Genomic DNA, 23279 nt, shown 5'->3' with positions numbered 1-23279 from the left:
GCTTTGACCATCGGGCAAGACAGGTCGCTTGCCGCTTGGAAACCGGGCGGGCTTGGCGTATCACGCGCCAGCCTTGCCGGAGATGCCGATGCCCAGTCCAACGCCCCAACCCGCCTTTGTCCTCGTGCGCCCGCAGATGGGCGAAAACATCGGCGCCGCCGCCCGCGCCATGTGGAATTTCGGGCTGGACCGGATGCATGTGGTGGGGCCGCGCGACGGCTGGCCCAACAGCCGCGCGGTCGCCATGGCCAGCGGGGCAGGCCGTCTGCTGGACGAGGCGCAGCTGCATGCGGATCTGCCGGGTGCCCTTGCCGACACGACCTTTACCTTCGCCACGACCGCTCGGATCCGGGGGCTGACCAAGCCGGTCTACAGCCCCGAACGCGCCATGCAACTGGCCGCCGAAATGGTCGCGCGCGGCGAAAAGGTCGCCGTGCTGTTCGGGCCGGAACGCGCTGGCCTTGAGAACGAGGATGTGGCCCAGGCCAATGCCATCATCTCGGTCCCGGTCAATCCCGAGTTTCCCAGCCTGAACCTTGCGCAATGCGTTTTGCTGACCGCCTATGAATGGCGCCGCCAGGTCGAACAGGTGCAGCATGAAGCCATCGAGATGGGGCGCACCGACTGGGCCAATGGCACCGAGGTCGAGGCCCTGGCCCGCCATTACGAGGACACGCTGGAACAGGCGGGCTTCTTCTTTCCCGAGACCAAGGCCGACAGCATGAAGCTGAACCTGCGCAACCTGTGGTCCCGGATGCGCCTGACCCGCGCCGACGTGCAGACCCTGCACGGCATCCTGCGTCAAATGGTGCGCTGGAAAGACAGGGGTTAGGTTCTGGACGAAGCCCGGTTGAGGCCCTAGGTTCGCCACCGACAGGAGACGACGATGACCAAGAAACGCGCGATTTTCGAAGAGGTTGCAACCGACAGGCCGCAGGCCGCAACACCGCAGGGCGGGCTGATCGACAAGGGCACGTCAGGCGCGCGCGGCGCGATCCGGGCCTGGCTGATGGTTCTGTTCGCGATGGTGATGGTGATGATCGCCGTGGGCGGTCTGACCCGGTTGACCGACAGCGGCCTCAGCATCACCGAATGGCGCCCCCTGACGGGCGCGATCCCGCCGCTGAACGAGGCCGATTGGCAGGCCGAATTCGCCAAGTACCAGCAGATCCCGCAGTTCCAGATCCAGAACCGCTGGATGGAGCTTGAGGATTTCAAATTCATCTACTGGTGGGAATGGGGCCACCGCCAACTGGGCCGTGTGATCGGGCTGGTCTGGGGGCTCGGGTTCCTGGGCTTCCTGCTGGCGCGCAAGATCCCGACAGGCTGGACGCCGCGTCTTCTGTTCATCGGCGCGCTTGGCGGGCTGCAGGGCGCTGTCGGCTGGTGGATGGTGGCCTCGGGGCTGACCGGCAGCATGACCAGCGTCGCAAGTTACCGGCTGGCAACGCATCTGGGTCTGGCCTTCATCATCCTCGGCTTCATCGCCTGGTATGTGTTCCAGCTGGGCCGCAGCGAACGTGACCTGCTGCAGGCGCGCCGCGCCAAGGAGGACAAGCTGTTCCGCCTGTCCACCGGCTGGATGCATTTCGCCTTCCTGCAGATCATCCTGGGCGCGCTGGTTGCCGGGATCGACGCGGGCCGGTCCTATACGGATTGGCCGCTGATGGGCGGGCAGGTGATCCCGCCCAACCCCTTCATGCTGGAACCGCTCTGGACCAATTTCTTTGAAAATCCGGGCCTTGTGCAGTTCATCCACCGTGTCAGCGGATACCTTCTGCTGATCTTCGGGATCGTGGTCTGGCTGCGCGGCCGCAAAAGCGCGCATGAGGCAACACGGCAGGCCTTCACCCTGGCCTTCGGGGCGCTGGTGGCACAGATCGTCCTGGGGATCGTGACCGTGATGACCGGCGCGATCTGGGAGATCGCCATCGCGCACCAGATCCTGGCCGTGATCCTCTGGGTGCTGATCCTGCGGGCGCGCCACCTGTCGGCCTATCCGGTCGTGACCTCGATCCGGGGGGCACGGGCATGAGCAATGCAGCCGGCGCCTTTGATGCCCTGATGGCGCATGAGCGCACCACCTTCGCCCTGGGCCAGGTCGCCGGTCGGCTGGGGTGGGACCAGGAAACCATGATGCCACGGGGTGCCGCCGATCAGCGGTCCGAGGAAATGGCGGCGATGGAATCCGTCCTGCATGCCCGGCGCACCGATTCGCGCATCGGCGACTGGTTGGCCGCGATCGACGATGCCGCGCTGGATGCCGTGGCCCGTGCGCAATTGCGCCATGTGCGGCGCAACTTCGAGCGCGCGCGCAAGCTGCCCGCCGCTCTGGCCGAAGAACTGGCCCGCGTCACCAGCCGCGCCCAAGGCCAATGGGCCCAGGCGCGCGCCGCCGAGGATGTCGCCGCCTTTCTGCCGGTGCTGGAACGGATCGTGACCCTGAAACGCGAGGAGGCAGCCGCCCTGGCCGCAGGGGGCGATCCATATGGTGCGCTGCTGGATGACTATGAGCCCGGCGCGAAAGCCGCCGACCTCGAGGCGATGTTCACGGCGCTCCGCGCGCCCCTGGTCGATTTGCGCGCCGCCTGTCTGGCCCGCCCTGCACCCAAGGCGGTAGAGGGCCGTTTCGACGAGGCCGCGCAAATGCAGCTGACCGACAAGCTTGCCCGCGCCTTTGGCTATGACTTCACCATCGGGCGTCTGGACAAGGCCGTGCATCCCTTCTCGAGCGGGTCGGGGCGCGATGTGCGGATCACCACCCGCACCAACCCGGTCGAGCCGTTCAACTGTTTCTATTCGACCATCCACGAGGTCGGGCATGCCTGCTACGAGCAGGGGATCGATGCCGCCTATGCGCTGACACCGCTGGGGCAGGGCGTGTCGATGGGCGTGCATGAAAGCCAGAGCCGCATCTATGAAAACCAGATCGGCCGCAGCCGGGCCTTTACCGGCTGGCTTTACGGTCAGATGCGTGACGCTTTCGGCGATTTCGGCATCCCGGATGAGGATGCGTTCTTCGCCGCCGTGAACCGGCTGCACAACGGCTTCATCCGCACCGAGGCGGACGAGGTGCAATACAACCTGCATGTGCTTTTGCGGTTCGACCTGGAACGTGCGCTGATCGCGGACGATCTGGCTGTCGCGGACCTGGAAGGCGCCTGGAATGACCGGTTCCTGGCCGATTTCGGCTTTGCGGTTGACAGGCCGTCCAACGGCTGCCTGCAGGATGTGCATTGGTCCGTGGGACTGTTCGGTTATTTCCCGACCTATAGCCTGGGCAATGTCTATGCAGGTTGCCTGCATCAGGCGATGCGCATGGCACTGCCCGATCTGGAGGGGCAGTTGGCGCAGGGTGACACCACGGGGGCCACCGGTTGGCTGCGCGAGAACGTGCAACGCCACGGCGGGCTTTACACCCCGCGCGAGGTGATTGCCCGTGCATCGGGAATGGAGCCCTCCGAGGCGCCGCTGCTGGCCTATCTGCAGGACAAGTTCAGCGGTCTTTACGCCCTGTAGGGCGGATCAGATCAGCGCCATGCGTTCCGATCTTTCGGGATCCGGGAAAGGGCGGTAAAGCGCGAAACGCGCATCCGCCACCAGCGTGTTGACGGCCCGGTACAGGCTGGCGACATGGTCGTCATGCCGTCCGAGCATCCGGAAGGCCTGATCCAGTTGGGCCAGATCCCTGACCTCGACCTCCAGCAGGAAGTCACGATGGCAATCCGAGGCGAGGTTCAGCTTGCGCCGCAGCAATCGCCAGTCTTCGATCACGCCTTCGCTTTTCAGATGCGTCATCCATTGATCGACCGCATTGGCAAAGGCCAGTGCCTTTGCATCATCCTTGATGTCGATGGAACAGCTGTAGAGGTTCATGTGCCTACCCGCGTTGCAGAACCGTCACCCTGCCACAGGCTGTCTTACCAGGCGGTTAAGACGCGAAAGGGGGGCTGTCTGCCCCCCTTCCAAACCCTGCGGGTTTGACCCTCCGAGGATATTTCACGCAAGAAGAACCTGCCGCCTATTCGGCCTCGGCCGCTTCGTCGTCACCCTGATCGGCGATCCGGGCCACCGAGACTACGATCTCGCCCGCGCCGGTGTTGAACACCTTGACGCCACCCGCCGAACGCGAGCGGAAGGAAATGCCATCCACCGGCACCCGGATCGACTGCCCCTTGGAGGTGGCCAGCATCACCTGGTCATCCATTTCGACCGGGAAGGAGGCGACCAGCGCACCGCCGCGCATAGCCTTGTCCATCGCCGTCACGCCCATGCCGCCGCGTCCGCGCACCGGGTAATCGTGGCTGGACGACAGCTTGCCCGCACCGTTGGCGGTGATCGTCAGGATCAGGTTTTCCGCCGCCGACATCTCGGCATAGCGTTCCTGGCTGATCCCGGCGTCGGCGTTGCCCTCGTCCTCGTCGCTCTCTGTCTCTTCCGTCACACCGGCGACAAGGCGGCGCATCTTGAGATAGGCGGCGCGTTCGTCGGCCCCGGCCTCGAAATGACGGATCACGGACATCGACACGACGCGGTCATCGCCCTGCAGCCGGATCCCCCGCACACCGGTGGAATCGCGCCCCTTGAAGACCCGCACATCGGTGGTGGAGAAGCGGATCGCGCGGCCCGAATCCGTGACCAGCATCACGTCGTCATCTTCCGAACAGATGCGCGCGTTCACAAGTTCAACGCCATCGGGCAGTTTCATGGCGATCTTGCCGTTGCGCATCACATTGGTGAAATCCGACAGCGCATTGCGCCGCACATCGCCCGCCGAAGTGGCGAAAACGATCTGCAGATCGTCCCATTCGGTATCGGGACGGTCCACGGGCATGATCGCGGCGATGGAGACGCCGGTCGGGATCGGCAGGATGTTGACGATCGCCTTGCCCTTCGATGTACGCCCGCCCAGCGGCAGCCGCCATGTCTTGAGCTTGTAGACCATGCCGTCGGTGGTGAAGAACAACAGCTGGTCATGGGTGTTGGCCACGAAGAGGGTGGTGACCACATCCTCTTCCTTGGTCTGCATCCCCGACAGGCCCTTGCCGCCGCGCTTCTGGGCGCGGAAATCGGCCAGCGGCGTGCGCTTGATATAGCCGCCCGAGGTGATGGTCACGACCATGTCCTCGCGCTCGATCAGGTCCTCGTCATCCATGTCGCCGGCCCAGTCGACGATCTCGGTGCGGCGCGGCACGGCGAACAGTTCCTTCACCTCGCGCAGCTCGTCCGAGATGATGCCCATGATCCGCTCGCGGCTGGCCAGGATTTCAAGGTATTCTCGGATCTTTGCCGCCAGTTCCTGCAACTCGTCCGTGACTTCCTTGACGCCCAGTTGCGTCAGGCGCTGCAGGCGCAGCTCCAGAATGGCACGTGCCTGGATCTCGGACAGGTAATAGGTGCCATCCTCGTTCACGGTGTGGGACGGATCGTCGATCAGGCGGATGTATTCGGCGATATCGCGGGCGGGCCAGGCGCGGCTCATCAGCCTGTCGCGGGCATCGGCCGCATCGGCCGAGGCGCGGATCGTCGCCACGACCTCGTCGACATTGGTGACGGCCACGGCCAGACCGCACAGGATATGGCTGCGTTCACGCGCCTTGCGCAGCTCGTAGGCCGTGCGACGGGCAACGACCTCTTCGCGGAATTCGACGAAGCTGGACAGGAATCGCAGCAGCGTCAGCTGTTCGGGTCGCCCGCCGTTCAGCGCCAGCATGTTGCAGCCGAAATAGGTCTGCATCGGCGTGAAGCGGTAAAGCTGGTTCAGCACCACCTCTGGGGTGGCGTCGCGCTTGAGTTCGATGACCACGCGCACGCCGTTGCGGTCGCTTTCATCCTGCACATGGGCCACGCCTTCGATCTTCTTCTCGCGGACCTGTTCGGCGATCTTTTCGATCATCGCGGCCTTGTTCACCTGGTAGGGGATTTCCTCGACGATGATGGCATAGCGGTCCTTGCGCAGTTCCTCGACCTTGGTCTTGGCGCGGATGATGACGCTGCCGCGCCCTTCCAGATAGGCCTTGCGCGCGCCGGAACGGCCCAGCATCAGGCCGCCTGTCGGAAAATCGGGCCCCGGCACATATTCGATCAGGTCTTCCGAGGTCAGATCCGGGTTGTCGATCAGCGCCAGCGTGGCATCCACAACCTCGCCAAGGTTATGCGGCGGGATGTTGGTGGCCATGCCGACCGCGATACCACCCGCACCATTGACCAGCATGTTCGGAAAACGCGCGGGCAGAACCGTGGGCTCGCGGTCCTTGCCGTCATAGTTGTCCTGGAAATTGACCGTGTCCTTGTCGATATCGGCCAGCAGGAAAGCGGCGGGCTTGTCCATGCGCACCTCGGTATAGCGCATGGCGGCGGCGTTATCGCCATCCATGGAGCCGAAGTTGCCCTGACCGTCCAGCAGCGGCAGCGACATCGAGAAATCCTGCGCCATCCGCACCAGCGCGTCATAGATCGCACTGTCACCGTGCGGGTGGTACTTGCCCATCACGTCACCGACCGGGCGGGCCGACTTGCGATAGGGCTTGTCATGGGTATTGCCGACCTCGTGCATCGCATAGAGGATGCGCCGGTGCACGGGTTTCAGGCCATCCCGCAGATCGGGAATCGCGCGGCTGACGATCACGCTCATGGCGTAATCGAGATAGGAGGTCTTCATCTCCTCGGTGATCGAGATGGTGGGCCCGTCGTAGACCACACGCGCAGGCGTGTTTTCGTCTTCGTTTTCAGGGGTTTCCGGCGTATCGTTCACGTGATTTGCCCGCTCTGTCCAGTTTCACAATATCTTGTTGGCAGGACTATATCAGAGGCAGGATATGGGGTGCAATGGCGCAAGCCCCCCAGCATTGGCAGCCGGGGCAATCAATTGCTAACATATTGTTTTCGTTGAAAAGTAAATCAATGTTGGCATGATTTCAGTATCGAGTTGTGACAACAGGTGACAGGATGCAGGTTTCCGATACCGAACTGATGCTGAAGGGCTATGGACTGACCACGGCGGAATTCTTCTACCGCATGCCCGATTACCGCAATGTGCTGAACAGTTTTGTCTGGCAGGATTACGATCTGGCCCCGGATCATCCGCGCCTGTTCAAGTTCATCGCCTTCTGGCAGGCCGAGATCGAGGGCCCGCTGCATTCGGTGCGCTTCACGCACCGCAAGATGATCTCGCCGGGGGAATGGCGCAACGTCGTCGGGGAATTCCGGCTGCACTGAACCGCGCGGGGCGGGACAGCAAAGAGGACAGGGGACAGAGGGCAGGGGCAGGCCGCCTTGCGGTCTGCCCCGGATGCCGGATCAGGGGATGATGCGGGTGTATTTCACACCTTCCAGCGTGGCACCGACCATCAGGCCAGCCTGGCCGAAGATCAGGGCGACCACAGGGGCGGTGGATGTGGTCGTTTCCGCCCGCAGATTGTCCGCCCGGTCGCTGATCACGTATTCCACATCCGCACCGGCCGCCCACCCCGAGGACCGGCGGAACCGCTGCAGCGCATCATCGGTCATGAAGAACAGCACATGCGCGAACTGCTGCGCGCCGATCTGCAGGCCGAAACTGCCCTTGGCGGCCGAATAGTAGTCAACGGTGGTGCCGCCCACCCGCAGCGCACCGCGCCCGTAGCCACCGCCAATGCCGAAACCGGCCTCGGTGATCAGGGGCATCACCAGCTGACCGACGGATTTCTGTTCAAGATCACGGGTATTGGGATAGGTCGAGTAGAGATAGTTCATCGTGGCATCGACACGGTTGTCGATGACGGCCGACCCCGGACTGCCGATCCCGTTGCCGCAGCCTGCGGTCAGGCCCGCGCCTGCCAATGCCGTCAGGGTGAAGGTCCGTCTGCTCATCTGTGTCATGTGTCTTGCCTGTTCCGTTATGCTGCTGCCACTGTCGCATTTTATGCGCACCGGATTGTTGTCGTCCCCGGTTCTGCGCTGAATATAGAGGCAATTCAGCGCCCTGTCACCAACTGTTGGGGTATCTCGCGTTCAAACGGGCCTATCTGGCGAGACTTCGCCCAAAGCCGGCGGATCAGCCCCCGGCCAGTTTGCGCGCCACGGCCGGGGCGAAATAGGTCAGGATCCCGTCACAACCGGCGCGGCGGAAGCACATCAGGCTTTCCAACATCGCCCGTTCGCCATCGATCCAGCCGTTTTGCGCGGCGGCCTGGATCATCGCGTATTCGCCCGAAACCTGGTAGGCATAGGTCGGTGCGCCGAAAGCATCCTTCACGCGGCGGCAGATATCCAGATAGGGCATGCCCGGCTTGACCATGACCATGTCGGCGCCCTCGCGCAGGTCACGTTCGACCAGCCGGATAGCCTCGTCTGAATTGGCGGGGTTCATCTGATAGGTGGTCTTGTCGCCCTTCAGCGCGCCGGACGCGCCCACCGCATCGCGGAACGGCCCATAGAAGGCCGAGGCATATTTGGCCGCGTAGCTGAGCAGCATGACGTTTGTATGCCCGCCCGCCTCCAGCGCCTGACGGATCGCGCCGATGCGCCCGTCCATCATGTCGGACGGCCCGATGATGTCCGCACCCGCTTCGGCCTGCGACAGGGCCTGCTTGACCAGCGCCGCGACCGTTTCGTCGTTCAGGATCACGCCATCGCGCCAGAACCCGTCATGACCGTCGGAATTGTAGGGATCAAGCGCCACATCGGTCATCACGGCGATACCCGGCACCGCCGCCTTGATCGCGCGGGTGGCGCGGTTGCTCAGGTTGTCGGGGTTCCAGGCCTCCGCGCAGTCGCGGGTCTTCTTGGCCGGATCGGTATAGGGAAAGAGGCAGATCGCCGGGATGCCGAGGTCTGCCGCTTCGCGCGCGGCCTCGACCACCCGGTCGACCGATCGGCGCATCACGCCCGGCATCGAGGGGACAGGTTCCTCAACCCCTTCGCCGTCGCGGACGAAAACCGGCCAGATCAGATTGCCCACGGACAGCGTGTTTTCCTGCGTCAAGGCGCGGATCGCGGGGGATTGACGGGTGCGGCGAAAGCGGGTGGCGGGGTAGGCGGCCTGGCTGGGGATCATCGGTGGGTCATCTCATTCTGGTTTTCTCATGCGTGGCATGGATATTGCTTCATCTCAAGGGTAGGAATTGCCGAATTTCGTCGCTATGGAAGCGGTCAAGTTGAAAAGGGCCTTTGAATTGGACTTGTTTTCCACCCTCAGCGAAGCGATCAACCTGCGGTCCTTCTCGAACCTGTGGTACTGGATCATGCTGGCTGTCCTGTGGTCCAGCACCAGCCATTGGGTGCTGGGGGTGCCCTATGACATGGTGGTGCGCGCCGCATCCCAGGGCGGGCAGGCCGAGACGGACCTGAACGATATCGTCCGTATCAACGTGAACCGGCTTCTCTATATCGCGCATGTGTCAGGGCTGTGGATCATCGGATTCGGCGCCTTCTTCCTGACCCTGCTGGGACTGACCGGCTTCGTCTACGGGTTTCAGTTGTCACAGGCGGTGTTTCTGCTGGCCTGTCCGATGTTCGTCGTGGGATTGCTGTCGTTCAGAACCGCGCGGCGTCTGCGCCGCGATGCGCCGACCGGTGCCGCGCTGCACAAGGTCCTGCACCGGCACCGCCTTGCGGTTCAGGCCATCGGTGTCGTGTCGATTTTTATCACTGCGCTATGGGGAATGTATCAGAACCTGAGCTATCTGATCCCTGACCACATCATCAGACCGCTTGGATAACACCCGCGCATGACCGAACTGACCCGCATCACCGTTGGCGGTGCCCCCGAAGGCTTTGACGCGCGCCTGATCCTGAAAGAGATCGAGCGCCGCGCCGCCCCCGTTCTGCATGTCGCCCGCGATGACAAGCGCATGGCGGCGATGCAGGCCGCCTTGCGTTTCTTTGCCCCCGCCATGCCGGTGATCACCTTCCCGGCCTGGGATTGCCTGCCTTACGACCGTGTCAGCCCCAATGCCGATATCTCGGCGGCGCGGATGGCCACGCTGGCCGGGTTGGTGCACGGGATGCCCGAGCGGTTCGTCCTGCTGACCACGATCAGCGCTGCGATGCAGCGCCTTCCGGCGCGGGACGTCCTGCGCGAGGCGGCCTTTACCGCACGTGTCGGCGGCCGTCTGGACGAGGCCGCGCTGCGCGCCTTTCTGGTGCGCATGGGCTTTTCCCAGGCGCCCACGGTGATGGAACCCGGCGATTACGCGATCCGGGGCGGAATCATCGACATCTTCCCGCCGGGCGAGGGCGGGCCGGTCCGGCTGGACCTCTTCGGCGATGTGCTGGACGGGGCGCGCCGCTTTGATCCGGCGACCCAGCGGACCACCGAAAAGCTCGAGATGATCGAGCTGGCCCCGGTGTCCGAGGTGATCCTTGATCCGGCGGCGATCACCCGGTTCCGGCAGAACTACCGCATCGAATTCGGCGCGGCCGGCACCGATGATCCGCTTTACGAGGCGGTCAGCGCGGGGCGCAAACACGCCGGCATCGAACATTGGCTGCCGTTCTTCCACGAGGGGCTGGAGACGATCTTCGACTATCTGCCCCAGGCCACGATCACCCAGGATGACCAGGTGACGCCCACGCGCCTGTCGCGCTGGGACAGCATCGCCGATCAATACGAGACGCGACGCCTCGCCATGACCCAGAAAGGGCGGATGGACACGGTCTACAAACCCGTGCCACCGGGCCTGCTCTATCTGGATGACACGGCGTGGGACGGGGCTATTGCCGGGCGCCGGGTCATGCAGTTCAACCCGCTGGCCCAGGCGACGGGGCCCGGCGTCATCGATGCGGGCGGGCGGATCGGGCGCAATTTCGCACCGGAACGCCAGCAGGAAAACCTCAGCCTTTTCGTGGCCTTGGCATCCCACGTGAAAGCACGGATGGACAAGGGGCCGGTGCTGATCGCCTCTTATTCCGAAGGCGCGCGGGAACGGCTGGACGGTCTGATCACGGATGAAGGGCTGATCGGTTCGGTGCATGTGGCCGATGCGCGCGGCATCGGCAAGCACGGGCTGCACCTGGCGGTCTGGCCCCTTGACCAGGGGTTCGAGGCCGAGGGCCTGACCGTCATCAGCGAACAGGATGTGCTGGGCGACAGGCTGATCCGTACCGCCAAGAAGCGCCGCCGCGCCGATGAATTCCTGACCGAGGCGCAAAGCCTCAGCCCCGGTGACCTGGTAGTGCATGTCGATCACGGCGTCGGGCGCTATCTTGGCCTTGAGGTGGTGACCGCGCTGGGGGCCGCGCATGAATGCCTGACGCTGGAATATGCCGAAGGCGCAAAGCTTTACCTGCCGGTCGAGAATATCGAACTGCTCAGCCGGTTCGGTCATGAAGAGGGGCTTCTGGACAAGCTGGGCGGCGGCGCATGGCAGGCCAAGAAGGCGCGACTGAAGGAACGCATCCGCGAGATGGCGGATCGGTTGATCCGGGTTGCCGCCGAGCGCGCCCTGCGATCCGCCCCCGTGCTGGAACCGCAGCATCACGCATGGGAGGCCTTCAGCGCCCGCTTTCCATACATGGAAACCGACGATCAGCTGCGCGCGATCGAAGATGTTGTGGCCGATCTGTCATCGGGCAATCCGATGGACCGGCTGATCTGCGGCGATGTGGGGTTCGGCAAGACCGAAGTGGCGATGCGCGCGGCCTTCGTGGCCGCCATGTGCGGCGTGCAGGTCGCGGTGATCGCCCCCACGACCCTGCTGGCGCGGCAGCATTTCAAAAGCTTCGCGGAACGCTTTCGTGGCTTTCCGCTGGAGGTGCGCGCCCTGTCGCGCTTTGTCAGCGCCAAGGATGCGCAGGCGACGCGCGACGGGCTTGCGCGCGGGACGGTGGATATCGTCGTGGGCACCCATGCGCTGCTGGCCAAGGGGGTCAGTTTCAAGAACCTCGGGCTTCTGATCATCGACGAAGAGCAGCATTTCGGCGTCGGCCACAAGGAACGGCTGAAGCAATTGCGCAGCGATATCCATGTCTTGACCCTGACGGCGACACCTATTCCGCGCACCCTGCAACTGTCGCTGTCGGGCGTGCGGGACCTGTCGATCATCGGCACCCCGCCGGTCGACCGCCTGTCGATCCGCACCTATGTGTCGGAATTCGACGGCGTCACCATCCGCGAGGCGCTCTTGCGTGAACATTTCCGCGGCGGACAAAGCTTCTTCGTCGTGCCGCGTATCAGCGACCTGCCCGAGATCGAGGAATTCCTGAAAACCCAGGTGCCCGAGGTCACTTATGTCGTGGCCCATGGGCAGATGGCGGCGGGCGAACTGGATGACCGCATGAACGCCTTCTATGATGGCAAATACGATGTGCTGCTGGCCACGACCATCGTGGAATCGGGCCTTGATATCCCCACGGCCAACACGATGGTGATCCACCGCGCCGACATGTTCGGCCTCAGCCAGCTCTACCAGATCCGGGGGCGCGTCGGGCGGTCCAAGACCCGTGCCTATGCCTATCTGACCACCAAGCCGCGCGGCAAGCTGACGCCTGCCGCCGAAAAGCGACTGCGCGTGCTGGGCAGCCTGGACACCTTGGGCGCGGGCTTCACCCTGGCCAGCCAGGATCTGGACATCCGCGGTGCGGGCAACCTGCTGGGCGAGGAACAGTCGGGCCAGATGCGCGACGTGGGCTACGAGCTTTACCAGCAGATGCTGGAAGACGCGATTGCCAAGATCAAGGCGGGCGAGATGGAAGGGCTGTCGGACAGCGACGGCCAATGGGCGCCGTCGATCAACCTTGGCGTTGCGGTGCTGATCCCTGAAGAATACGTGCCCGACCTGGATGTGCGACTGGGATTGTATCGTCGCCTCAGCAACTTGCACACCAAAGTTGAACTGGAAGGCTTTGCCGCGGAACTGATCGACCGTTTCGGCCCGCTCCCGCGCGAGGTCAACACGCTGCTCTTGATCGTGCGGATCAAGGAGATGTGCAAGAAGGCGGGCATCTCGCGTCTGGATGGCGGGCCCAAGGGCGCGACGATCCAGTTTCACAACGACAAGTTCGCATCGCCGCAAGGGCTGGTCGAATTCATCGGCGCGCAGAACGGCTTGGCCAAGGTACGCGACAACAAGATCGTGGTGCGCCGCGACTGGACGTCGGAAAAGGAAAAGATCCGTGGCGCCTATGCGATTGCCCGCGATCTGGCCGAAAAGGTTGTGGCTGAAAGAAAACGCAGCACTGCCAAGGGCTGATAAAACGCGACAGGAATGACCTATAAGCGCCTGATCAAATGCCGAAAAACGCACGGATGCGCGGATTGATCCAGTCCCACAGCGTGGGCGCGCCATGGGCGATCTTGTTGCCCACGCGGGATACCAGCGTGTCATAGCTGACATCGTAATCCGTCCAGCTGCCACCGCCTGCGGCCAGGTTCTGGTTGGGGGGCTGGAACCGGTCCAGCGACTTGGCAAAGCGCGCGTCAACTGTCTGGTTCGCCTCGAACTCTTCCCACAGCGCCCGCAAGCTGGCAGCCTGATCAGCCGGAAGAAGGCCAAAGATGCGGTCGGCCGCGGCGGATTCGTCCTGTTGCAGGGCGCCGGCGTCATGGCTGCCAAAGATAGGGGCATCGCCCGCGTCGATCTCGACAAGGTCATGGATCAGCAGCATGCGGATCACCCGGTCGATCGTCACGCCTTCGGGTGCATGTTCAGCCAGAACAAGGGCATAGAGGGCGATGTGCCAGCTATGCTCGCCTGAATTCTCATAGCGCGACCCATCGCAAAGACGGGTGGCGCGGTTGACTGATTTCAGACGGCAGGCCTCGGTCAGAAAGGCCATCTGCGCGTCGAGGCGCGGGGTCATTCCGGTGCGGCCTTCTTGCGCTCTGCCGCTTTGGTCACGCGTTCCCTCAACAAGCGGCGTGCCCGCGCCTCGGCGGTGCGGACACGGATTGCTGTCATGAAGGCCTCTTCGGTCACGGTCGAAGAGGTGCCCAGCGTGCGGGCGATGTCGTCGATCAGGGTCGGATCACCCAAGGCATTCACCGCGTCCAGGACGTCCTTGGCCAGCGCGTCTGCAAGATCTTCGGTTACGCCCATGGAATCACCGCGAATTTTCCGTCAACCGGCGCTTCACGTAATCCGTGACCGTGCCGATCATCTGGTCCATCTGGCCGGGCGCATCAAAGAAATGGCCCGCACCCTCGATCTGTTCGTGGGTGATCGTGATGCCACGCTGTTCATGCAGCTTCCCGACAAGACTTGTCGTGTCGGCGGGCGGGGCCACGCGATCGGCGGTGCCGTTGATCACAAGCCCCGAGGCCGGGCAGGGTGCCAGGAACGAGAAGTCATACATGTTCGCGGGCGGCGCAACCGAGATGAAGCCCGTGATCTCGGGGCGGCGCATCAGCAACTGCATCCCGATCCAGGCCCCGAAGGAAAAGCCCGCAACCCAGCAATGCTTGGAATTGTTGTTCATCGACTGCAGGTAATCCAGCGCCGAGGCCGCATCCGACAGCTCGCCGATGCCCTGATCATATTCGCCCTGGCTGCGCCCCACGCCGCGGAAATTGAACCGCAGCACGGTGAAGCCCATGTTGTAGAAGGCATAATGCAGGTTGTAGACGACCTTGTTGTTCATCGTGCCGCCGAACTGCGGATGGGGATGAAGCACGATCGCGATAGGCGCGTCACGTTCCTTTTGCGGGTGATACCGGCCTTCGAGCCGGCCTTCGGGGCCGGGAAAGATTACCTCGGGCATATGGTTTCTGATCTCCTGGATGGGTGCGGCAATTATTCTTGACGAATTTGCTCAAGCACCTTAGAACGTTTCTAAATCGGAATGTGCGGCCGTGCCGGGTTCAAGCCAGATAAGCCTTGCGCCCCAAGACGTCAATGAATTCACGAAGGCAAGCCAATGAAACTGAGCACGAAGGGCCGCTATGCGATGGTTGCGCTGGCCGATATGGCGCTTCAGCCTGCGGCCGGTCTGGTGACGCTGGGCGAGATTTCGAAGCGGCAGGATATTTCCTTGCCCTATCTCGAGCAGCTTTTCGTCAAACTGCGTCGCGCGGGCCTGGTCGAGTCCGTGCGCGGCCCCGGCGGCGGTTACCGCCTGTCGCGCCCGGCCAGCGAGATCCGCGTGGTCGATGTTCTGGGCGCGGTGGATGAAACCGTGGACGCGATGCATCGCGGCGAAGGGGCCAGCGGTGCGGTCTCGGGCAGCCGCGCGCAATCGGTGACCAACCGGCTGTGGGAAGGCCTCAGCGCCCATGTCTATGTCTATCTGCATCAGACACGCCTGTCGGATGTGGTGTGCAATGACCTGGCACCCTGTCCGGCCGTGCCCTCGCTCTTCTCGATGCCCGTTGTGGACGAGGCCTGAGGTGGATCTGCGTATTCCTGGAACGATGAAGGGCTGAACTTGCGCGCCTATCTGGATCATAACGCCACGACGCCGCTGCGGGCCGAAGCCCGCGATGCGATGCTGCGCGCCATGGACCTGGTGGGCAACCCATCCTCGGTCCATGCCGAGGGGCGGGCGGCCAAGTCGCTGATCGAGGCTGCGCGTGCCCAGGTGGCGGCGGCGCTGGGGGCCGAAGGCGCGGATGTGATCTTTACCTCGGGCGCGACCGAGGCGGCGGCGCTGGCCCTTGCGGGGCGCGCCCTGCATGGCGCCGAGGTCGAGCACGAGGCGGTGGCGGCCTGGGTCGGCACGGATCTGGCCGTGGACAGGGCAGGGCGGGTGAGCGTCCCCGATCCCGGACAGGCGACGCTGCAACTGGCCAATTCGGAAACCGGGGTCGTCCAGACCCTGCCCGAAGGGCTGGCCGTGTCGGACATGACGCAGGCCTTCGGCAAGCTGCCGCTGGCCTTCAACTGGACGGGCTGCACCATGGCGCTGGTCTCGGCGCACAAGCTGGGCGGGCCGAAGGGCATCGGCGCTCTGGTGATCCGGCGGGGCACGGACCTTGCGGCGCAGCTGCGTGGCGGCGGGCAGGAACAGGGGCGGCGTGCGGGCACCGAGAACATCATCGGCATCGCGGGTTTCGGCGCGGCCGCCGAGGCTGCGGCGCGCGATCTGGCCGCTGGTGTCTGGGGCCGGGTTGCGGAACTTAGAAATATTCTAGAAAACGCCATTGAGGCCGGGGCGCCGGATACTATTTTTCCCGGAAGAGAGGGCGAAAGACTGCCCAACACCAGTTGTTTCGCCACACCCGGCTGGAAGGGCGAGACCCAGGTGATGCAGATGGATCTCGCGGGATTTGCCATTTCGGCGGGATCCGCCTGCTCCAGCGGCAAGGTCCGCGCCAGCCGCGTGCTGCGCGCCATGGGATATGACGACGATGTGGCCGGTGGCGCGATCCGCGTGTCGCTGGGGCCGCAGACGACCGAAGACGAGGTGCGGCGCTTTGCCGAGGCCTGGCTAGCCAAGCGCCACAAGTTTGCCGCGCGCGCGGCATGAACAACAGCGCGCCCTGCAGACCGGGTGCAAAAGACAGATGACGCGAACAGGAGTGATGGGCATGACCACGTTGAAAGAAGAGATCCGCGAAGGCGTCGACCGCGAAACGGTCGAGGCGGTGCGCGAGGTGGGCAGCACCTACAAACACGGCTGGAATACGGAAATCGAGATGGAATTCGCCCCCAAGGGCGTGAACCCCGATATCGTGCGCCTGATCAGCGAAAAGAACGAAGAGCCCGAGTGGATGACCGAATGGCGCCTGTCGGCCTTTCAGCGCTGGGAGCAGATGGACGAGCCGAAATGGGCGATGGTCAGCTATCCCGAGATCGACTTTCAGGACGTCTACTACTATGCGCGGCCCAAGAGCATGATCGAAAAGCCCAAGTCCCTGGACGAGGTCGATCCCAAGCTGCTGGCGACCTATGAAAAGCTGGGCATTCCGCTGAAGGAACAGATGATCCTGGCCGGCGTCGAGGGTGCCGAGGACATGCCCGCCGAGGGCCGCAAGGTCGCGGTGGACGCGGTCTTCGACAGCGTCAGCCTTGGCACCACATTCCAGAAGGACCTGGAAAAGGCGGGCGTCATCTTCTGCTCGATTTCCGAAGCGATCCGCAAGCACCCGGAGCTGGTCAAGAAGTACCTCGGGTCGGTCGTGCCGCCCTCGGACAATTTCTATGCCACGCTGAATTCGGCCGTCTTCTCGGATGGCTCCTTCGTCTATGTGCCGCCCGGCGTGCGCTGCCCGATGGAGCTGTCGACCTATTTCCGCATCAACGCGGAAAACACCGGTCAGTTCGAACGCACCCTGATCATCGCGGACAAGGGCAGCTATGTCTCCTACCTCGAAGGCTGCACCGCGCCCAAGCGCGACACCGCGCAGCTGCACGCGGCCGTGGTCGAGATCATCATCGAGGAAGACGCCGAGGTGAAATATTCCACCGTCCAGAACTGGTATCCGGGCGATGAGGAAGGCCGCGGCGGCATCTACAACTTCGTGACCAAGCGCGCCGATTGCCGCGGGGATCGCGCCAAGGTGATGTGGACCCAGGTCGAGACCGGATCGGCCGTGACCTGGAAATACCCGTCCTGCATCCTGCGCGGCGACGACAGCCAGGGCGAGTTCTATTCGATCGCCATTGCCAACAACATGCAGCAGGCCGATACCGGCACAAAGATGGTGCATCTGGGCAAGAACACCAAGTCGCGCATCGTGTCCAAGGGCATCAGCGCGGGCCGCGCGCAGAACACCTATCGCGGGCTGGTGTCGATGCATCCCAAGGCGCAGAACGGGCGCAACTATACCCAGTGCGACAGCCTTCTGATCGGCGACAAATGCGGCGCCCACACGGTGCCCTACATCGAGGTGCGCAACAACACCGCCCGGGTCGAGCATGAGGCGACAACCTCGAAGGTGGATGACGATCAGCTGTTCTATTGCCGCTCGCGCGGGATGGACGAGGAAGAAGCCGTGGCGCTGGTCGTCAACGGTTTCTGCCGCGAGGTGTTGCAGGCCCTGCCGATGGAATTCGCCATGGAAGCGCAGCAACTGGTCGCCATCTCTCTGGAAGGCAGCGTCGGCTGAGGCCGGGGGCTTCGGCCCCGCAATTGGGACAAGGCAATGGCAGTGGCGGGAAAATCCCTGATCGCGATGCTGGGGGCGCGGCTTGATCTGGCCGACCCCCTGTCCATTGTCGATGTGGGTGCGAACCCGTTGGGCAAGCCAGTCTACAAGCCGCTGATGGCGGCGGGGCTGGCCCATGTCTGGGGGTTCGAACCCAATGCCGAGGCTTTCGCCCGGCTGGAGTCGACCCCCGGCGCGACATACCTGCCCGTGGCGGTGGGGCGTGGCGGTCCTGCGACCTTTCATGCCTATCCCGCCACCGAGATGTCATCGCTCTATCCGCTCAGCGCGCCGTCTATCGGCTATCTGGGGCATTTCCGCCGCCATCTGGGGCAGGAGACGCAAAGCCGGATCCAGACCAGTGCGCTGGATGACATCGACCGGATCGGACATGTGGATCTGCTGAAGATCGACGCACAGGGCGCGGAATGCGATGTGATCGCGGGTGCCCGCGCCAAGCTGGCCGATGCGGTGATGGTCATTGCCGAGATGCGGTTCTACCGGCTTTACGACGGCGAGCCGATGCTGCACGAGATGGATCGCGCGTTGCGCGATCAGGGCTTCGTGCTGCACCGTTTCCTGCACCAGAAGGCGCGGATGCTGAACCACAGCCAGAAGGCGCGGGTCAACGCGCGGGCCATGTCGAACCAGCTGATCGACGGTGACGCGGTCTATATCCGCAGCTTCGAGGATCGCAGCGCCTGGACCGACGGGCAGCTGCGCGCTCTGGCGCTTCTGGCCGCCACCATCGGCAGCCATGACCTGGCGCTGCTGGCGCTGGATACGATGGTGGCGCGGGGTCTGGCGCGCAAGTCATTGCCGGCGGCCTATGTCGACCTTCTGCCGCAGGAGCTGCGCGCATGACACTGGCCCATGTCACACCGATCCTGCTGCTGGCCATGTCGAATGTCTTCATGACCTTCGCCTGGTACGGCCATCTGAAATTCCCGACAGCCCCGCTGCTGGCGGTGATCCTGATCAGCTGGGGCATTGCCTTGTTCGAATATACGCTGGCGGTCCCGGCAAACCGGATCGGGCATCAGGTCTATACGGCCGCCCAGCTCAAGACCATCCAGGAGGTGATCACATTGGTCGTCTTCGTCGGCTTTTCCGTCTTCTGGCTGAAAGAGGCGATCAGCTGGACCACGGCCGCCGGATTTGGCTTCATCGCGCTGGGTGCGGCGCTGGTATTCAGAGGGTAGGATCATGATCGTCACAACCACCAACAGCATCGAGGGGCATCGCATCGCCACCTATCACGGTATCGTCGTGGGCGAGGCGATCATGGGCGCCAATGTCGTGCGCGACATCTTTGCCGGCATCACCGATATCATCGGCGGGCGTTCGGGTGCCTATGAATCCAAGCTGCAGGATGCGCGCGACGTCGCCCTGCGCGAACTCGAGGAGAAAGCCGCCCGGATGGGGGCCAATGCGGTCGTGGGCGTGGATCTGGATTACGAGATCGTGGGACAGTCGATGCTGATGGTCAGCGCCTCGGGCACCGCCGTGACGGTGACACCCGCATGAGCCTTGCCGCGCCCATCACCCGGCCCGAACTGACCCTGCCCGCCGCAGAGGCCGAGGTGCTGCGCGCGGCCTATGCGCAGGCCGATGTGATCCTGGAATACGGATCGGGCGGATCGACCGTGATGGCCGCCGAGATGGGCAAGACCGTCACCTCGGTCGAAAGCGATCAGGCCTGGGCGCAGATGATGCGCGACTGGTTTGCCGCGAACCCGCCCAGGGGCGATGTCAGCATCGTCTGGTCCGACATCGGCCCGACCAAGGAATGGGGCCATCCTGTCGATGACAGCGCCTGGAAACAGTTTCCGGCCTATCCACTGGCGGTCTGGGACAGGCCCGACCTTGCGCATCCCGATGTGGTGCTGGTCGACGGCCGTTTCCGCATGGGCTGCGCGCTGGCCACCGCCTACCGGATCACCCGGCCGATCCCGCTTTACTATGACGATTACGCCAATCGTCCGCGCCACCACCAGATCGAGGCGTTTCTGGGCGCGCCCGCAGACATCACGGGCCGCATGGCCCGCTTTGACCTGACACCGACACCCATACCGGCAGACCGTCTGCTGCGGGTGATCCAACTGATGACACGCCCCTGAGCACCGCTTGGGACAAGGAAATACGGAAAGGAAGAAACATGCTGGAAATCAAGAACCTGCACGTCAAGCTTGAAGCAGAGGACAAGGCCATCCTGAAAGGTGTCGATCTGGTGATCGAACCGGGCAAGGTCCATGCGATCATGGGTCCGAACGGATCGGGCAAATCGACCCTGTCCTATGTTCTGTCGGGTCGCGACGGATATGAAGTGACCGAAGGCGAAGCCACGCTGGACGGTGTCGACATCCTCGAGATGGAACCCGAAGAGCGCGCCGCGGCGGGCCTGTTTCTGGCATTCCAGTATCCCGTGGAAATCCCCGGTGTGGGCAACATGACCTTCCTGCGCACCGCCGTGAACGCACAGCGCAAGGCGCGCGGCCAGGACGAGATGAGCGCCGCCGAATTCCTCAAGGTGATCCGCGAGAAGGCCAAGACCCTGCAGATCGACGCAGACATGCTCAAGCGTCCCGTCAACGTGGGCTTTTCGGGCGGCGAGAAGAAGCGCAACGAGATCCTGCAGATGGCCATGCTGGAACCCAAGATGTGCATCCTCGACGAGACGGATTCCGGTCTGGACGTTGATGCGATGAAACTGGTGTCCGACGGGGTCAACGCGCTGCGCGATGCGGGCCGGTCCTTCCTGGTCATCACGCATTACCAGCGTCTGCTGGACCATATCAAACCCGACGTGGTGCATATCATGGCCGATGGCCGCATCATCAAGACCGGCGGTCCCGACCTTGCGCTGGAAGTCGAAAAGAACGGCTATGCCGATCTGCTGGCCGAAGCGGGGGCAGCGTAATGGCGAAGGCGGAACTGAAACAGGACGCAACCGAGGCGCGGATCGCCGCGCTTGAGATGCCCAAGGGCGGCAAGTGGATCGCTGCGGCCCGGGCCGAGGCGCTGGCGCGACTGCGCGCCATGGGCCTGCCCGCGCGGCGTGACGAATACTGGCGCTACACCCGCCCCGATACGCTGACCCAGGCGGATGCGCCGGCGGCAGCGCTGTTCGATGGCAAGGAACCCCCTGTCTTCGACAGCGTTGACAGGCTGCGCATCGTTTTTGTCGACGGTGTCTTCGACGCTGCGGCCAGCGATGACCTGACCATGTCGGGCGTCGAGATCGAGAGGCTTGAAACCGCCTCGGGCGCGGATATCCACTGGGCCAAGGATCTTTACGGTGTACTCGAAGCGCGTGGTCAAAAACCCGTGGACCGCCCGCTGGCGGCGCTGAACAGCGCCTTTGCCACCGATGGGGTGCTGATCCGGGTGACGGGAAAGGCCGCGAAACCGGTCAGCCTGATCTATACCCATGCATCCGAAACCTCGGACGCGATCCTGCATCACGTGGTGAAGCTGGAAAAAGGCGCGGAACTGACCCTGCTGGAAAACGGACCCGCCGCCGCGCGCTTCAACAAGGTGCTCGAGGTCGAGGTGGCCGATGGCGCGCGCTTCCACCACATCCGGGCGCAGGGGCGCGACCATGAACGCCGCGCCGCGACCCATGTCTTTACCCGTCTGGGTACGGAAAGCCAGTTCAAGTCCTTCACCCTGACCGTCAATGGCGTGATGACCCGCAACGAGGCGGTGATCGAACTGACCGGCGATGATGCGGTGGCCCATATCGCGGGCGCGGCCATGGGCGACGGGGCGTTCCATCACGACGACACGGTGTTCATCACCCATGACGCGGTCAATTGCGAAAGCCGCCAGGTCTTCAAGAAGGTGCTGCGCAACGGGGCCGTGGGCGTGTTCCAGGGCAAGATCCTGGTCAAGGAAGGCGCACAGAAGACCGATGGCTACCAGATCAGCCAGTCGCTTCTGCTGGATGGCGACAGCCAGTTCCTGGCCAAACCCGAGCTTGAGATCTATGCCGATGACGTGGCCTGTTCGCATGGCTCGACCTCGGGGGCGATCGACATGGACGCGCTTTACTACCTGCGTTCGCGCGGGGTGCCCAGGAAAGAGGCCACCGATCTGCTGGTCCTGTCCTTCCTGGCCGAAGCCGTGGACGAGATCGAGGACGAAGGGCTGCGCGAAGAAATCGTGAGCCGCCTGACCGGCTGGCTGGACCGCAGGGGCGGTTGATGCCGGTCACGACTGAAATCTTGGCGACTTACAGGGCGCCGGGCCGAGTGATGGCCCGGCTCATGTCCGATGGCCCGCGCGAAGATCGTGCACTGGCAATCCTGCTGGGCGCCTGCTTTGTGATGTTTATCGCGACTTGGCCCAATGCTTCTCGCGAGGCGATTTTGACCGGCCAAGAGCCGCAGATGCTGATGGCAGCCCGGCTGTTCGGTGTGGTGTTTGTTCTGCCCTTGGTCTTCTATGTTGTGGCCTTGATCAGTCATGGATTATTGCGGCTATTCGGTGGAAAAAGTACGGGTTACAAGGCGCGCATGGCTCTGTTCTGGGCTCTTTTGGCGGCCAGCCCGCTGGCGTTGTTGGTCGGTTTGGTGGGCGGTTTCATTGGGCCAGGCCTACAGTTGCGCTTGACCGGAGCGGTATGGTTTGCCGCCTTTGCCTGGTTCTGGATCGCCGGCCTGCGCCAGGCCGGATGGGGAGAGACGCGATGACCTTGAAAGACCTTGCAGCCCTTGCCATGGACACGCTGCGCGATCCGCGCGGCACGGGCGAGCGGCTGATCGCGCTGAACCTGGGCCTGCCGGTTCTCTGGACGGCGCTGGCGCTGGCATCCGTTCTCAGCGCGCTGTTGTTCAGCATCAACATGGCGATCTTTCCCGCCGCCTTCCCGATGCCGGGGTTGTTCTTCAACCCGATCCTTTACGCCGTGGTACTGGCGGGCGGCATGGTCATCTCGATGCATCTTCTGACCTGGATGGGCACGATGCTGGGTGGGCGCGGGTCGCTGGCCGAGGTGACGGTGCTGCTGGTCTGGCTGCAATACCTGCGGCTGGTCGCACAGGCCGGCCTGTTGCTGCTGACCATGATCATGCCGCCGCTTGGCATGATGGCGACGATCGTCGTCGCCTTCTACAGCCTGTGGCTGCTGCTGAACTTTCTGGACGTGGCGCACCGGTTCGGCTCTCTCGCCAAGGCACTTGTGGTGCTTCTGATGACGGCGGTCGGCATCGTCGTCGGCCTGTCTTTCCTGTTGGCGCTGATCGGCGTCCCCGCAACCGAAATGAGCTGACCC

24 protein-coding genes are annotated in these 23279 nt (G+C 63.6%); 17 read left to right on the top strand and 7 right to left on the bottom strand.

The window, feature by feature from the left end; genetic code table 11:
• The first annotated feature begins 88 nt into the window (after nucleotides 1-88).
• Genes ACMUJL_RS01630 through ACMUJL_RS01620 form a run of 3 tightly spaced genes read left to right on the top strand, consistent with a single transcriptional unit; the run spans nucleotide 89 to nucleotide 3519 of the window.
• Complete coding sequence (locus tag ACMUJL_RS01630; protein WP_375570922.1) at nucleotides 89-832, top strand: RNA methyltransferase; 744 nt, start codon at nucleotides 89-91, stop codon at nucleotides 830-832.
• 54 nt (nucleotides 833-886) lie between these two features.
• Nucleotides 887-2035 (top strand): heme A synthase, encoded by a 1149-nt coding sequence (ctaA, locus tag ACMUJL_RS01625; RefSeq protein ID WP_375570924.1) that lies wholly within the window; start codon nucleotides 887-889, stop codon nucleotides 2033-2035.
• Nucleotides 2032-3519, top strand: coding sequence for a carboxypeptidase M32 (locus ACMUJL_RS01620; protein ID WP_375570926.1), 1488 nt, complete (start codon nucleotides 2032-2034; stop codon nucleotides 3517-3519). Before ctaA ends, ACMUJL_RS01620 begins: the two co-directional genes overlap by 4 nt.
• Nucleotides 3520-3525: 6 nt before the next feature.
• Here ACMUJL_RS01620 and ACMUJL_RS01615 read toward each other — a convergent pair whose 3' ends face one another.
• Entirely contained in the window at nucleotides 3526-3876 is a 351-nt protein-coding gene (locus ACMUJL_RS01615; protein ID WP_375570928.1) for a DUF6614 family protein, read from the bottom strand.
• Between the two features lie 145 nt (nucleotides 3877-4021).
• Nucleotides 4022-6754 (bottom strand): DNA gyrase subunit A, encoded by a 2733-nt coding sequence (gene gyrA / locus ACMUJL_RS01610; protein ID WP_375570930.1) that lies wholly within the window; start codon nucleotides 6752-6754, stop codon nucleotides 4022-4024.
• Between the two features lie 194 nt (nucleotides 6755-6948).
• On the opposite strand from gyrA, the gene ACMUJL_RS01605 reads away from it, so the two are divergent.
• A complete protein-coding gene (locus ACMUJL_RS01605; RefSeq protein WP_068295146.1) occupies nucleotides 6949-7218 on the top strand; it encodes an usg protein in 270 nt (89 codons plus the stop codon).
• A gap of 81 nt (nucleotides 7219-7299) precedes the next feature.
• Here ACMUJL_RS01605 and ACMUJL_RS01600 read toward each other — a convergent pair whose 3' ends face one another.
• Together ACMUJL_RS01600 and hemB are read right to left on the bottom strand one after the other, a co-directional pair.
• Nucleotides 7300-7860: a YSC84-related protein gene (locus ACMUJL_RS01600; protein WP_068295148.1), complete on the bottom strand. Its 561-nt coding sequence runs from the start codon at nucleotides 7858-7860 to the stop codon at nucleotides 7300-7302.
• Between the two features lie 175 nt (nucleotides 7861-8035).
• Nucleotides 8036-9037, bottom strand: a complete 1002-nt coding sequence (gene hemB, locus ACMUJL_RS01595) for a porphobilinogen synthase (protein ID WP_375570933.1) — start codon at nucleotides 9035-9037, stop codon at nucleotides 8036-8038.
• Nucleotides 9038-9155: 118 nt separating this feature from the next.
• On the opposite strand from hemB, the gene ACMUJL_RS01590 reads away from it, so the two are divergent.
• Complete coding sequence (locus tag ACMUJL_RS01590) at nucleotides 9156-9701, top strand: component of SufBCD complex (protein ID WP_375570935.1); 546 nt, start codon at nucleotides 9156-9158, stop codon at nucleotides 9699-9701.
• Nucleotides 9702-9710: 9 nt separating this feature from the next.
• Nucleotides 9711-13172, top strand: coding sequence for a transcription-repair coupling factor (gene mfd, locus ACMUJL_RS01585; protein ID WP_375570937.1), 3462 nt, complete (start codon nucleotides 9711-9713; stop codon nucleotides 13170-13172).
• Nucleotides 13173-13206: 34 nt separating this feature from the next.
• Here the strand turns inward: mfd and ACMUJL_RS01580 are convergent, their stop codons facing one another.
• From ACMUJL_RS01580 to ACMUJL_RS01570, 3 genes are read right to left on the bottom strand one after another with little or no spacing between them, the layout of a single operon-like run.
• Entirely contained in the window at nucleotides 13207-13782 is a 576-nt protein-coding gene (locus tag ACMUJL_RS01580; protein WP_375570939.1) for an HD domain-containing protein, read from the bottom strand.
• Complete coding sequence (locus ACMUJL_RS01575) at nucleotides 13779-14018, bottom strand: hypothetical protein (RefSeq protein ID WP_375570941.1); 240 nt, start codon at nucleotides 14016-14018, stop codon at nucleotides 13779-13781. Before ACMUJL_RS01575 ends, ACMUJL_RS01580 begins: the two co-directional genes overlap by 4 nt.
• Before the next feature lie 4 nt (nucleotides 14019-14022).
• Nucleotides 14023-14679: an alpha/beta hydrolase gene (locus ACMUJL_RS01570; RefSeq protein WP_068295158.1), complete on the bottom strand. Its 657-nt coding sequence runs from the start codon at nucleotides 14677-14679 to the stop codon at nucleotides 14023-14025.
• A gap of 156 nt (nucleotides 14680-14835) precedes the next feature.
• Here ACMUJL_RS01570 and ACMUJL_RS01565 point away from each other — a divergent pair, with 156 nt between their 5' ends.
• From ACMUJL_RS01565 to ACMUJL_RS01515, 11 genes are all read left to right on the top strand, one after another.
• Complete coding sequence (locus ACMUJL_RS01565; RefSeq protein ID WP_375570943.1) at nucleotides 14836-15303, top strand: Rrf2 family transcriptional regulator; 468 nt, start codon at nucleotides 14836-14838, stop codon at nucleotides 15301-15303.
• A 39-nt stretch (nucleotides 15304-15342) separates the two neighbouring features.
• The gene (locus tag ACMUJL_RS01560; protein WP_375570945.1) at nucleotides 15343-16383 is read left to right on the top strand and encodes a cysteine desulfurase family protein; all 1041 of its coding nucleotides are present in this window, start codon (nucleotides 15343-15345) and stop codon (nucleotides 16381-16383) included.
• A gap of 61 nt (nucleotides 16384-16444) precedes the next feature.
• Complete coding sequence (gene sufB / locus ACMUJL_RS01555) at nucleotides 16445-17965, top strand: Fe-S cluster assembly protein SufB (RefSeq protein ID WP_068295317.1); 1521 nt, start codon at nucleotides 16445-16447, stop codon at nucleotides 17963-17965.
• Nucleotides 17966-18007: 42 nt separating this feature from the next.
• Entirely contained in the window at nucleotides 18008-18868 is an 861-nt protein-coding gene (locus ACMUJL_RS01550) for an FkbM family methyltransferase (RefSeq protein WP_375570947.1), read from the top strand.
• Complete coding sequence (locus ACMUJL_RS01545) at nucleotides 18865-19206, top strand: DMT family protein (RefSeq protein ID WP_068295168.1); 342 nt, start codon at nucleotides 18865-18867, stop codon at nucleotides 19204-19206. Before ACMUJL_RS01550 ends, ACMUJL_RS01545 begins: the two co-directional genes overlap by 4 nt.
• Nucleotides 19207-19210: 4 nt before the next feature.
• Complete coding sequence (locus tag ACMUJL_RS01540) at nucleotides 19211-19531, top strand: heavy metal-binding domain-containing protein (RefSeq protein WP_375570950.1); 321 nt, start codon at nucleotides 19211-19213, stop codon at nucleotides 19529-19531.
• A complete protein-coding gene (locus ACMUJL_RS01535) occupies nucleotides 19528-20124 on the top strand; it encodes a hypothetical protein (RefSeq protein ID WP_375570952.1) in 597 nt (198 codons plus the stop codon). The genes ACMUJL_RS01540 and ACMUJL_RS01535 overlap by 4 nt, the downstream gene beginning before the upstream one ends.
• Before the next feature lie 38 nt (nucleotides 20125-20162).
• Nucleotides 20163-20924: a Fe-S cluster assembly ATPase SufC gene (gene sufC, locus ACMUJL_RS01530; RefSeq protein WP_068295177.1), complete on the top strand. Its 762-nt coding sequence runs from the start codon at nucleotides 20163-20165 to the stop codon at nucleotides 20922-20924.
• On the top strand, nucleotides 20924-22210 hold the full coding sequence (gene sufD / locus ACMUJL_RS01525; protein ID WP_375570954.1) for a Fe-S cluster assembly protein SufD: 1287 nt from the start codon (nucleotides 20924-20926) through the stop codon (nucleotides 22208-22210). The genes sufC and sufD overlap by 1 nt, the downstream gene beginning before the upstream one ends.
• Nucleotides 22210-22698 (top strand): YIP1 family protein, encoded by a 489-nt coding sequence (locus ACMUJL_RS01520; protein ID WP_375570956.1) that lies wholly within the window; start codon nucleotides 22210-22212, stop codon nucleotides 22696-22698. The genes sufD and ACMUJL_RS01520 overlap by 1 nt, the downstream gene beginning before the upstream one ends.
• Nucleotides 22695-23276 (top strand): Yip1 family protein, encoded by a 582-nt coding sequence (locus ACMUJL_RS01515; protein ID WP_068295182.1) that lies wholly within the window; start codon nucleotides 22695-22697, stop codon nucleotides 23274-23276. Before ACMUJL_RS01520 ends, ACMUJL_RS01515 begins: the two co-directional genes overlap by 4 nt.
• Nucleotides 23277-23279 lie beyond the last annotated feature (3 nt).

The sequence above is a fragment of the Seohaeicola sp. genome (assembly GCF_048006315.1).
GTDB lineage: Bacteria > Pseudomonadota > Alphaproteobacteria > Rhodobacterales > Rhodobacteraceae > Seohaeicola.
This window is presented reverse-complemented; position numbering and strand designations above follow the sequence as displayed.